This is a genomic window from Streptomyces shenzhenensis, from assembly GCF_003688995.1.
Taxonomy (GTDB): domain Bacteria; phylum Actinomycetota; class Actinomycetes; order Streptomycetales; family Streptomycetaceae; genus Streptomyces; species Streptomyces shenzhenensis_A.
The window spans coordinates 247293-258710 of record NZ_PENI01000005.1; the positions used below are offsets into that span (position 1 = coordinate 247293).

The 11418-nt window shown below is 75.1% G+C and carries 9 protein-coding genes; 7 read left to right on the forward strand and 2 right to left on the reverse strand.

The window, feature by feature from the left end:
• Positions 1–74: 74 nt before the first annotated feature.
• The 5 genes from CTZ28_RS10860 to CTZ28_RS10880 all read left to right on the forward strand — a co-directional run bounded on the left by CTZ28_RS10860 (position 75) and on the right by CTZ28_RS10880 (position 7624).
• Positions 75–2429, forward strand: a complete 2355-nt coding sequence (locus CTZ28_RS10860; protein ID WP_121889086.1) for an MFS transporter — start codon at positions 75–77, stop codon at positions 2427–2429.
• A gap of 142 nt (positions 2430–2571) precedes the next feature.
• Complete coding sequence (locus tag CTZ28_RS10865; protein ID WP_121889087.1) at positions 2572–4116, forward strand: hypothetical protein; 1545 nt, start codon at positions 2572–2574, stop codon at positions 4114–4116.
• A 158-nt stretch (positions 4117–4274) separates the two neighbouring features.
• Positions 4275–5558, forward strand: a complete 1284-nt coding sequence (locus CTZ28_RS10870; RefSeq protein ID WP_121889088.1) for an AAA family ATPase — start codon at positions 4275–4277, stop codon at positions 5556–5558.
• A complete protein-coding gene (locus CTZ28_RS10875; protein WP_183154339.1) occupies positions 5555–6937 on the forward strand; it encodes a vWA domain-containing protein in 1383 nt (460 codons plus the stop codon). The genes CTZ28_RS10870 and CTZ28_RS10875 overlap by 4 nt, the downstream gene beginning before the upstream one ends.
• Before the next feature lie 111 nt (positions 6938–7048).
• Positions 7049–7624 (forward strand): TetR/AcrR family transcriptional regulator, encoded by a 576-nt coding sequence (locus tag CTZ28_RS10880; RefSeq protein ID WP_121889090.1) that lies wholly within the window; start codon positions 7049–7051, stop codon positions 7622–7624.
• Between the two features lie 74 nt (positions 7625–7698).
• Here CTZ28_RS10880 and CTZ28_RS10885 read toward each other — a convergent pair whose 3' ends face one another.
• A complete protein-coding gene (locus tag CTZ28_RS10885) occupies positions 7699–9009 on the reverse strand; it encodes an FtsX-like permease family protein (RefSeq protein WP_121889091.1) in 1311 nt (436 codons plus the stop codon).
• A 3-nt stretch (positions 9010–9012) separates the two neighbouring features.
• The gene (locus CTZ28_RS10890; protein ID WP_121889092.1) at positions 9013–9798 is read right to left on the reverse strand and encodes an ABC transporter ATP-binding protein; all 786 of its coding nucleotides are present in this window, start codon (positions 9796–9798) and stop codon (positions 9013–9015) included.
• Between the two features lie 169 nt (positions 9799–9967).
• Here CTZ28_RS10890 and CTZ28_RS10895 point away from each other — a divergent pair, with 169 nt between their 5' ends.
• Together CTZ28_RS10895 and CTZ28_RS10900 are read left to right on the forward strand one after the other, a co-directional pair.
• Positions 9968–10648 carry an ABC transporter permease gene (locus CTZ28_RS10895; protein WP_121889093.1) on the forward strand — a complete coding sequence of 227 codons (681 nt, stop codon included), beginning with the start codon at positions 9968–9970 and terminating at the stop codon, positions 10646–10648.
• Positions 10645–11316 carry an ABC transporter permease gene (locus CTZ28_RS10900; RefSeq protein WP_121889094.1) on the forward strand — a complete coding sequence of 224 codons (672 nt, stop codon included), beginning with the start codon at positions 10645–10647 and terminating at the stop codon, positions 11314–11316. Before CTZ28_RS10895 ends, CTZ28_RS10900 begins: the two co-directional genes overlap by 4 nt.
• The last annotated feature ends 102 nt before the right edge of the window (positions 11317–11418 follow it).

Genomic DNA, 11418 nt, shown 5'->3' on the forward strand with positions numbered 1-11418 from the left:
CCTTGCTTAAGTCAATCAACGGACCTAAAGTCGATGGGTCGCGCAGCCCCGAGCGCCCGGACGGAGACCCGACCATGGCCCACGCACAACCCCGGCCCGCACAGGAGACGAGGCCGCAGCAGCCCGGCGCGCCGCGGACGAACCTCGTCGTCGCGGTCCTGGCCTTCGGCGGCATCGTGGTCTCGCTGATGCAGACCCTGGTGATCCCGATCGTGCCCGAGCTGCCGAAGCTGCTCGACGCGCCGGCGTCGGACGCGGCCTGGGCGGTCACCGCCACCCTCCTCGCGGCCGCCGTCGCCACGCCCGTCATGGGCCGGCTCGGCGACATGTACGGCAAGCGGCTCATGCTGCTGACCAGCCTCGGCATGCTGGTCGCCGGATCGGTCACCGCCGCGCTGAGCGACACCCTCGCCCCGATGATCGTGGGGCGGGCGTTGCAGGGGCTGGCCGCCGGTGTGATCCCGCTCGGCATCAGCATCATGCGCGACGAACTGCCCGCCGAGCGGCTCGGCTCCGCCACCGCCCTGATGAGCGCCTCCCTGGGCGTCGGCGGCGCCCTCGGGCTGCCCGCCGCCGCGCTCATCGCCGACCACTTCGACTGGCACATGCTGTTCTGGACCTCGGCCGTGCTCGGCGGTGTCGCGGCCGTGCTCGTCCTGCTCCTCGTCCCCGAGTCCAGGGTGCGCACCGGCGGCCGGTTCGACCTGCCCGGCGCCCTCGGCATGGCGGCCGGTCTCGTCTGCCTGCTGCTGGCGATCTCCAAGGGCGCCGACTGGGGCTGGACCGGCGGCACGACCCTGGGCCTGTTCGGCGCCGCGGTCGTGGTGCTGTTCCTGTGGGGCGGGTACGAACTGCGCTCCGCGCAACCGCTGGTGGACCTGCGCGCCACGGCCCGCCGTCAGGTGCTGGTGACCAACCTCGCCTCGGTCGCCTTCGGGTTCTCCATGTTCGCGATGTCCCTGGTGCTTCCGCAGCTGCTGCAACTGCCCGTGGCGACCGGCTACGGCCTGGGCAAGTCGCTGCTGGTCGCCGGACTCGTCATGGCGCCGACCGGCCTGGTCATGATGGCCATGGCGCCGGTGTCCGCGGCCGTCTCCCGGGCACGGGGGCCCAAGGTGACCCTCATGTGCGGCGCCGTGATCGTGGCCGTCGGCTACGGCCTCACCATCGTGATGATGGACGCCGTCTGGCAGCTCGTCCTGGGCTCCTGCGTCATCGGTGCCGGCATCGGCTTCGCCTACGGCGCCATGCCCGCGCTCATCATGGGCGCCGTGGACCCCTCCGAGACGGCCGCCGCGAACAGCCTCAACACCCTGATGCGATCGATCGGCACCTCCACCGCCAGCGCCGTCGCGGGCGTGATCCTGGCACAGCTGACCACCCCCTTCGGCGCCGTCTCCCTGCCCTCCGAGAACGGCTTCAAGGTGGTCATGGCCGTCGGCTCCGGAGCCGCGGTCCTCGCGCTCCTCGTGGCCGCCTTCATCCCGCGCCGCCGCGAGGCCGCGCCCGTGGTGGGACCGGCCACCGTGCAGGCCGCGGCGACCGGTGACGTCCCGCAGCCGCCCGCGCGGCCCGAGCCGGAGGCCGCGCGGACACCGGGTCCGGAAGCCGTGTCCGCGGAGCCGGCGGTGCCCGCGGTGACCGTCGTGTCCGCCGGATCCGCAGAGCGCGGCATCCCGGTGCGCGGACGGGTGCGGGGCGCCGACGGCGGGCCCGTGGCCGGCGCGGCGGTCACCCTGATCGCGCTCGAAGGACGGCAGCTGGGCCGGGCGGTCGCACGGCCCGACGGGTCGTACGCGCTCACCGCGCCGGGGGAGGGGACGTACGTCCTGATCGCCTCCGCCGCGGGCTGCCGGCCGCGTGCCACGTCGCTCGTGGTCGGCGCGGTCCCGCCGGCCTACGACATCCTGCTGAGCGGCGGTGGTGGGCTCACCGGAGTGGTGCGCTCCGCGGACAGCGGGGCGCCGGTCGCGGGCGCGGTCGTCGTCGTGACCGACGTGCGCGGCGACGTCCTGGCCACCGAAGGGACCGACACGCTCGGCGAGTTCGGTGTCGCCGACCTGGTGCCCGGAACGGTGACCCTCGCCGTCAGCTCGCCCAAGCACCGCCCGCTCGCGCTCCCCGTCGACATGGCCGGGACCGGCGTCACCCGTGTGGAGATCGAACTGCGGCCCGGGGCGTACGTACGCGGCACGGTACGCGGCGCCGGAGCCCCGCTGAGCGACGCCCGGGTGACCCTGGTGGACGCCGCGGGCAATGTCGTCGCCACGACCACGACCGGCATCGACGGGGCGTACGCCTTCTCCGACCTGGACACCGGCCCGTACTCGGTCATCGCGACCGGCTACCCGCCCCGGGCCACCGGGGTGCGCGTCGACGGGGACGACATCGAGAACCACGACATCGAACTCACCTACCCCGGAGTCTAGTTCGCCGCATCCCACCGGTCCGGCGGCAGGCGGGGCGGCCGGAAGGGGACTGACAGATCGTCCTCCGGGTGCTTATGATGCCGGAGATGATGAATCTTTCCTCGTACGGATTGGGGGAATCGTCCGCGCAAGGTGAGTGCTGATGGCACATCACACCGCGAACGAGACTCCGCCCCGCCTGTTGATGTGGCAGCGCGTACGTGCGTACGCCGTGCCACCGTCCATGATCGAGACCGCGACCGTACGGCGTGCGGTCGGTGACTGGGCGGGGGCCTGCGCCGCCGCCCGGATCGACGTCGATCTCGATCTGCGCGCCGTGCGCGACCGCCACGGCACCGAACTCGTCAGCCGCCTGCGTGCGGATCTGCGCCGGCTGGCGCCTGATCTGCTGCGCTGGCACCTGCCCCGGATCGCCCCCGACGGGCTGCTCCGTCCCGGCCTGACCATCTCCCTGGCCCGCTACCGGAGTTCCGGCGGTACGCCGCCGCACCTGGTGGTGCGGACGCCGCCGGCCTGGGCGGACGCCGGGCAGCGGATCTCCCTGGCCCTGTGGGAGGGGCCGGGGAACGGCGCCCCAAGGCGCCATGCGCACCCGCACCCGCATCCCGACCGGCGTTTCCGGCTCGACCTGCACCGGCATCTCTGGGACGCCGGGCGGAGCGGCGAGTTGGCGCGACGGTGCGGTGCGGGCGGGACACCGTCCACGGCACCGCCCGTACCCGGCCCGCCGGTCCTGCCGGATCGGCCCGACCGGCTCAGCGTTCTCGATTCCCCGTGGGCGGTGGGACGTTGGGCCGCCGAGGCGGAGGTGCTGCTGCGGGCCGAGGGGCGCCCTCGCGGGGCCTTCACCGTGCGGCTCGGCGCGCGCAGCCGTGCCGTGCTCGAACTCGTCGCCCCCGACGACAGCCACGCCCCGACGTGCCGGCCGCTGCGGGAGGCGCTGCCGCCGCAGGAGGTCGCGGCGCTTCCGGTGCTGCCGGAGGCCGCGGCTCGGCTCCTTCCCGATCTGGAGCTGCTGCGGGCGGGGCTGGTCGCGGCCGAGCGGCTGCATCCGCTCGTCGCCGCGGCACTCGCGGCGCCCGGCCCGGCACCGGCACCGGCACCGGCACCGGCAGCGGCAGGCTCGGCGCCGGCGTCCGTTCCGGCACCGCCGGCCGGCCCCGCCCCCGGACCCGGCGATCCGCACCGGGTGCCGTGCCGGGGCGAGATCCACCGGATCGCGCTGCGGGACGGAGCGCTGACGGCGGTCGACCACGACCCGGCCCAACTGCGCCGGGAGGAACTGCTGGTGGCGCTCGGCGGACCGGCGCTGCCGTGCCTGCGGGCGATCGACGCGGTGCACCGCAGCCCGGCAGCACTGCCCGCGGTCCGGGAGCGGCTCGGCCACGGCGATGTCGCCGGGGCGCTGGCCGTGGTCGAGGGCCTGCTCGGTCCCCGTGCGGTCCTGCGTGACGGGCCGCTCAGGGAGGAACTGGAGTCGGCCGCGGACCGCCGCATCGACCACGGGCTCTTCCGCTCGGGACTGGCCGCCGTGCACCCCGCCGCCGATGCGACCGCGGGCGGCAACACCCCGGGCGAGGGGCAGGCGGAGGCGGGCCACCGTCCCCGGCTCGACCGTCGTACGCCACCCGCCGTGCGCCGCAAGCGGAGCAGCCGGGCCCGGCCCCGCACCGGCCTGACCAGCTGACCGGCCGCCCGGCCGAAGTCCCTTTCCCATGCAGCGCGTTCAGCGCGCACACCGACCGCGCGTTCAGCGCCGTACACCTCACTGCGCGTTCAGCGCCGTACACCCCAGACGTCAGGGACGGCACGTTCCGCTCCCCCGATCCTTCCCAGGTGATGCCCATGACTTCCAGCGCCCTCCTGCCCGACCCGGCCGCCCCCGCCGACGTATCCGGAGCGGACACCCGACTCGGCCTCGCCGACGACCTGTTGACCCTCCTGCGGACGACCACCACCGAGCCGCGCCCCGACGAGCAGCTCGACGCGCTCACCCTGGCCGTCTCGGCCGACCTGCCCGTGCTGCTCCGGGGCGAGCCGGGCATCGGCAAGACCGCGGCCCTGACACAGCTCGCCGCCTCCCTCGGCCTGCCGCTGACGACCGTGATCGCCAGCGTCCACGAGCCGTCCGACTTCTCCGGGCTGCCCATCGTGGGCGACGACCCGGCGGCGCAGGGGGTGCCGATGGCGCCGCCGCAGTGGGCCGTCGAACTGGTACGGGCCGGGCGGGGGCTGCTCTTCCTGGACGAACTCTCCACCGCCACCCCGGCCGTCCAGGCCGCGCTGCTCCGCGTCGTCCTGGAGCGCAGGGTGGGCGCGCTGCGGCTGCCGCCGGGAGTGCGGATCGTGGCCGCCGCGAATCCGCCCGCGTCGGCGGCGGACGGCTGGGAGCTGAGCCCCCCGCTGGCCAACCGGTTCGTGCACCTGAACTGGGTGCACGACCGGGAGGTGGTGGTGCGCGGGCTCGGCGGGGTCTGGCCCCGGGCTCAGCTGCCCCGGCTGGCGCCGGAGCGGCTGCCGGAGGCGGTGGCCTTCGCCCGGCACGCGGTCTGCGGCTTCCTTGCGGCCCGGCCGACGCTGATCCACCGGCTGCCGAGCACCGAGGCGCGGCGCGGCGGTGCCTGGCCCTCGCCCCGCAGCTGGGAGGCCGCGCTGACCCTGCTGGCCTTCGGCACGGCGGCGGCCGTCTCCCGGGAAGTGCTGGCCCTGCTGGTGCGCGGCGCGGTGGGGGACGGGCCCGGACTCGAACTCCTCGCCCATCTGGACCGGATGGAGCTGCCGGACCCGGAGTCGCTGCTGGCCGATCCGGCCGCCGCCGAACTGCCGGTGCGGGGCGATCTGCGGCAGGCGGCGCTCGATGCGGTGGTGGCCGCCGTCGGCGCGCGGCCGGAACGGGCGCGGTGGGAGGCGGGCTGGGCGGTGCTGGTCCGGGCGCTGCAGACCGGCGCCCCGGACCTGCTGGTCGCCCCGGCGACGGCGCTGGCCGCGCTGCGGCGCGACGACTGGGAGGTGCCGGAGGCGGTGGACCGGCTGGCAGGGGTGGTCGGTCTCGCCCGCCGGGCGGACCGCTCGGTGGCCCGGGTCGCGGCGTCGGCCGGCGCCAGGAGCGCCGCGCAGGTACGGCGATGACGGGGGCCGCGCGGCGCCCGGGGCCGCACCCGTTGCCGAGACCGATGCCCCGGCCCGCGCCGCCGCGCCCGGTGCGGGCCACCGTGCCGAGCCCGCCGGCCGGTCCGGGCGACCACCCCGGACTGCCGCTGGACAGGGAGAAGCTGCTGGCCGCCCGGCTGCACGCGGTGCGGGTCCGCCCCTACCTGGCCGACGCCCTCTTCGCGCTGCACGTGGTGGAGGACCGGTCGGTGCCGACGATGGCGGTGGACGCGCACTGGCGCTGCTACGTCTCCCCGGGCTTCGTGGCCCGCACCCCGGTGGCGGAGCTGGCGGGCGTCTGGGTGCACGAGGTCTCCCATCTGCTGCGGGACCACCACGGGCGGAGCGAGCGGTATGCGCGGGAGCACGAGGCGTGCGGGCCGGGCGGGCGAAGCGAGACGGGGGAGCGCCCGGCCGAAGGCTGGGCGAGGCTGCGGCGGAACATCGCCGCCGACTTCGAGATCAACGACGACATCTACGGCGACGGTCTGCCGATGCCCGCCGGGGCGGTGCTGCCGTCGCTGCTGCGGCTGCCCGACGGGCTGCTGATGGAGGAGTACCTGCGGACGGCGTCGATGTCCGGGCTCACCGCGGACCTGGCCTGGCTGGACTGCGGCAGCGGTGCCGACGGGCTGCACCGGCCGTGGGAGCTGGGGCCCGCCGGGGCACACGGGCTGACCGCGCGGCAGCGGGACGCGGTCCGCTTCCGGGTCGCGGAGGGGATCAAGGGCCGGCCGGGCGACGCGCCCGAGGGGTGGCGCCGGTGGGCGGACGAGGCGTTCCATCCGCCGCAGCCGTGGCGGCAGTTGCTGGGGGCAGCGGTCCGCTCGGCGGCGGGTGCGCCGGGGGTGGGCGAGGACCACAGCTACCGGCGCCCGTCCCGGCGCTCGGCCGGTGTCCCCGGGGTGCTGCTGCCGAGCCTGCGCCGTACGCCGCCCCGGGTCTGCGTCGTGATCGACACCTCCGGGTCGGTGAGCGACGCCGAACTGGGCAGCGCGCTGCTGGAGGTGGCGGCGATCTCGCGGGCGGTGGGCGGGCGGCGCGACCTGGTCTCGGTGATCTCCTGCGACGCGGCGGCCGGGGTCGCCGTCCCGCTGTGCCGCGCCGAGAGCATCGCGCTGGTCGGCGGCGGGGGAACCGATCTGCGCTCCGGGTTCGCGCGGGCGCTGCGCTCCCGGCCCCGCCCGGACGTGATCGTCGCCCTGACGGACGGCCAGACGCCGTGGCCCTCCGCGCAGCCGCCCTGCCGTACCGTCGTGGGTCTCTTCCCCCGTCCCGCCCGCGCCGCGGACGAGGAGGATCCCGACTACGTCCCGGACACCCCGCCGCCCTGGGCACGTGTCGTCACCATCGGCTGAGCCCGCGGTGGCTGGGCTGCGCCCCGAAGGGGCACGGGGAACTGCGCGAGCGTCGGCACCAGGGGTATACCGATCGGTTTTCCCGTGGGTGTGGCGCGGTAACCTCGCCGTATGGCCACCCCAGAGAAGGCGTCCCCGCGAGACCGGCTGCTCGACGCGGCGGCCGGGCTCTTCTACCGCGACGGCGTGTCCATCGGCGTGGAGGCGCTGTGCCGGACGGCCGGTGTCTCCAAGCGCTCGATGTACCAGCTCTTCGACGGCAAGGACGAGGTGCTTGCCGCGAGCCTGGAGCGGCGGATCCCGTGGTACGAGGCCCAGCTCAGGCCCGCCGAACCGGAGGCCATGTCGCCCCGCCGGCAGATCCTGTACGTCTTCGAGCGGCTCGCCGAGCGCTCCGGCGACCCCGGCTACCGCGGCTGCCCGTATCTCGCCGTCCTGGTGGAGCTGAAGGACCCCGAGCACCCGGCGAGCGCGGTCGCGCGTGGCGTCAAGGAGCGCCTGGCGGCGGACTTCCGGGCGCTGGCCGAGCAGGGCGGCGCCCGCGACCCGGACCTCCTGGCCCGCCAGCTGATGCTGGTCTTCGACGGGGCCAGCGCCCGCGCCGGCGCCCGTGTGGAGCGGCTGGACGACGGACTCGCCACGGCGACGGTGACCGCGCTCCTGGACGCGGCCGGTATGCGGACGTGACAGAGGTGGGTCCCTGACCGGCGCGCACGACGGGGGCCCGCCGCAGCGGGCCCCCGTCCTGTCATCGGAACCGGTCACACCGCCGCGGCCACCGCCCCGATCGCCGGGGTCCGCAGCACCCGGCGTGCCGTGCCCAGGCTCGTCCCCAGCGTCACCGCCGCGGCCACCGCGCACACCGCGAGCCAGATGCCGAGGGCCTGCCCCGGCAGCGTGCCGTCGGTGCGGACCATCGTGAACGGGACGATCCCGGCGAGCGCGGCCACCGTGCCGAGCAGCACCCCCACCACCGTGAGCACCGCGGACTCGACGCCCACCGTGCCCAGCACCTGGCCCGGGGTGGCGCCCGCCAGCCGCTGCCTGCCGAACTCGGAACCGCGGTAAGTCGTCGCCGCGTACAGCGAGTTGACCAGCATGACGCAGACGAACACCGCGATGACGCCGACGACCGTCAGATTCAGCGTCTCCAGGTTCTTCGCTTCGACCGACTTCCGCAGCCCCGAGGCCGCGACGGCGTCGGACTCCACCGACTGCATGGTCACCGTCGCCGCGCTGATGGCGGTGAACAGGACCAGCGACATCAGGATCCCGGACAGCTCGTCCACCCGGCGGCGCAGATTGCGCACCGCCAGCCAGCCGCTCGCCCCGCCCAGCGGCAGCGCGCCGAGCAGCCGGCCGAGCAGCCGCGGCGCCAGCAGTGCGCATCCCACCGACAGCAGGATCGCCCCGTACGCAGGCGCGGCCATCAGCGCCGAGTCCGTCGCCGAGAACGCGTACGTGCTCGCCGCCGACAGCGCACCGGCGACCAGCGCGCCGTACGCGAGGACGGTCCGCCCCCGGCCGCGCCGCACGTCCCGGCGCGTCGCCCGGCGCACGGCGAGGAACGCGGCGCCCGCCGACGCGAGCAGCGTGACCCCGATCCCGGACAGCAGCGCGACCGGGCCGAAGGCGGGTGCCACGGAGCGGGCCACCTGGCCGCTGTCCCGGAACGCGCCGAGCAGCGCCCGCCCGCCGAGCACCGCAGGACCGAGCGCCAGGACCGTGCCCACCAGGGCCACGACGACGGCCTCGCCCACGACCATCCGCTTGATCTGCCCGGGCGTCGCCCCGGAGCAGCGCAGCAACTCCAACTCGGCCGACCGCTGCCGCACGTTCACGGTCAGCGTGGAGGCGACCGCGAAGAAGACCAGCAGGGTGCCGTAGCCGCCGACGACGCTCGCCGTGGTGGTCAGCGTCTCCGTGCTCACGTCGTCGACGCCGGGCTGCCCGGCCGTGTCGTGCAGCGAGTTGAAGGCCATGACGAGCGCCGCGCCGAGGAAGGCGGACAGCAGCGTCGCGAGAAAGCGTCCGGGACGTGTACGGATCGACCGCAGAGCCAGTACGAGCATCGCTCACACCCCCGCCGGCACGTCGTCGCCCAGGTGCGCGAGCCGTTCGGCGACCGCGTCGGCCGTCGGCGCCGGCAGTCGGCCCGCGAGCCGGCCGTCGGCCAGGAACAGCACCGTATCGGCGTACGAGGCGGCGACCGGGTCGTGCGTCACCATCACCACGGTCCGGCCGTGCACCCGCACCGCCCCCTGCAACAGCCGCAGCACCTCCCGCGCGCTGCGCGTGTCCAGTGCGCCGGTCGGCTCGTCCGCGAAGATCACCCGCGGTTCGGTGACCAGCGCCCGGGCGATCGCCACCCGCTGCCGCTGACCACCGGAGAGCCGGCCGGGCAGCTGTCCGAGCCGGTCGCCGAGCCCGACGGCCGTCAGGACCTCCCGGGCCCGGTTCCGGTCGACGCGCCGGCCCGCGAGCCGCAGCGGCAGCACCGTGTTCTGCGCGACCGTGAGCGTGTCCAGCAGGTTGTACTGCTGGAAGACGAACCCGACCCGGTTGCGCCGGAACCGGGTCAGCTCCGCCTCACCGGAACCCGTCAGCTCCGTGCCGTCGACCAGTACGATCCCGCTGTCGGGCCGGTCAAGACCGGCCGCGCACTGCAACAGCGTGGACTTGCCCGAGCCGGACGGCCCCATCACCGCCGTGAACGTGCCCCGCGCCAGGCTGAGCGTGATCCCGTCCAGCGCGGTCACGGCGCCGTCCCCGCTGCCGTGCGTCTTGGTGACCTTGACCAGCCGCAGCGCCTCGGCGGCGGGTCCCGCGTCGTGTGTGCGTCGCGAAGGTGTGCGCAACATCGTCAGCCCTCTCCGTCCGGCACTCCCTGTGCCCGTCGACGACGCTACGGAGAAGGGGGCCGGAGCACATGGGGCGCAGAACCCGTATCGGCGGGTGTAGTCAGCGACACCCCCCCCGTACGGGTCATCACCACGTGCCGATCGCGTGATCATGCGGTCCAATGGACGCGTGATCGCGCCCCCGGACGACTGCCTCGCGCGCAACGAATGGATCTGCGGCGCGTATCTGAGCACCCGGCGCCACATCCTGCTCGACGCGGTGGTCCAGCATCTGCAGCTGACCTCCGTCTCGGTGCTGATCGGGCTCGCCGTCGCCGTCCCGCTGGCCGTGCTCGCCCGCCGCTGGGGCTGGGCCGCGGGGCCCGTCCTCGGTGTCACGACGATCCTCTACACGATCCCGTCCCTGGCGATGTTCTCCCTGCTCCTGCCCCTGTACGGGCTCTCCGCCACCCTTGTCGTCGCCGGGCTCGTGCTCTACTCGCTCACCCTGCTCGTCCGCAACATACTGGCCGGGCTGCGGGCCGTCCCGGAGGAGACCCGGCAGGCCGCGCGCGGCATGGGGTACGGCCCGATCCGCCTGCTGCTCACCGTCGAACTGCCGCTCGCCCTGCCCGCCGCCATGGCCGGGCTGCGCATCGCCACCGTCTCCGCGGTCTCCCTGGTGACCGTCGGCGCGATCGTCGGCTTCGGGGGGCTCGGCAATCTCATCTACGCGGGCATGAACACCTACTTCAAGGCACAGGTGCTGACGGCGTCGGTGCTGTGCGTGCTGATCGCGGTCGCGGCCGATCTGCTGCTGCTCGGTGTGCAGTGGCTGATCACGCCCTGGATACGGGCGGCCCGCGCGTGAACACCCTCACCGCCACCTGGCACTGGCTCGCCGACCCGGCGCACTGGACGGGCGACGACGGGATCGGGCACCGGCTGCTGCAACACCTCGTGCTGACCGTCGTCTGTCTGGTCGTCAGCTGCGCCGTCGCGCTGCCCGTCGCCCTGGTCCTCGGCCACCTCGGCAAGGGCGGCGCGCTCGCGGTCAACATCTCCAACGCCGGCCGGGCCGTGCCCACGTTCGCCGTGCTGGTCCTGCTCCTGCTGACCCCGGTCGGCCGCTGGGGCGAGGGGCCCACCGTGGTGGCCCTGGTGCTGTTCGCGGTGCCGCCGCTGCTCACCAACGCCTACGTCGGCATGCGCGAGGTCGACCGCAGCGTCGTGCGGGCGGCGCGGGGGATGGGCATGACCGGGCGTCAGCTGCTGCTCCGGGTGGAGCTGCCGCTCGCCCTGCCGATGGTCCTCAACGGCGTGCGGATCGCCGCCGTCCAGCTCGTCGCCACCGCGACCATCGCCGCGCTGGCGGGCGGCGGCGGCCTCGGCCGCATCATCACGGCGGGATTCAACCTCGCGAGCACACCCCAGGTGGTGGCCGGAGCGGTGCTCGTGGCCGTCTTCGCCCTGATCGTCGAGGCCCTCTTCGAAACCGCCGAACGCCTGATCCCGCGCCGGACGAGGCCGTCCCGATGACCCGCCACGACAGGACCGACCCCCGGCCGCCCCCGATCCGCCGCCCGGCGGGAGACCCGGGCGCGGCGGATCGGTCGCGTGCGGCGGGGGAGCGGGGCGTGA

Excerpts from the sequence above, each read along its gene's own strand:
- CTZ28_RS10890 (WP_121889092.1), bottom strand. The coding sequence starts at position 9,798 with ATGTTGCGCACACCTTCGCGACGCACACACGACGCGGGACCCGCCGCC.
- CTZ28_RS10885 (WP_121889091.1), bottom strand. The coding sequence starts at position 9,009 with ATGCTCGTACTGGCTCTGCGGTCGATCCGTACACGTCCCGGACGCTTT.
- CTZ28_RS10865 (WP_121889087.1), top strand. The coding sequence starts at position 2,572 with ATGGCACATCACACCGCGAACGAGACTCCGCCCCGCCTGTTGATGTGG.
- CTZ28_RS10880 (WP_121889090.1), top strand. The coding sequence starts at position 7,049 with ATGGCCACCCCAGAGAAGGCGTCCCCGCGAGACCGGCTGCTCGACGCG.
- CTZ28_RS10860 (WP_121889086.1), top strand. The coding sequence starts at position 75 with ATGGCCCACGCACAACCCCGGCCCGCACAGGAGACGAGGCCGCAGCAG.
- CTZ28_RS10870 (WP_121889088.1), top strand. The coding sequence starts at position 4,275 with ATGACTTCCAGCGCCCTCCTGCCCGACCCGGCCGCCCCCGCCGACGTA.
- CTZ28_RS10875 (WP_183154339.1), top strand. The coding sequence starts at position 5,555 with ATGACGGGGGCCGCGCGGCGCCCGGGGCCGCACCCGTTGCCGAGACCG.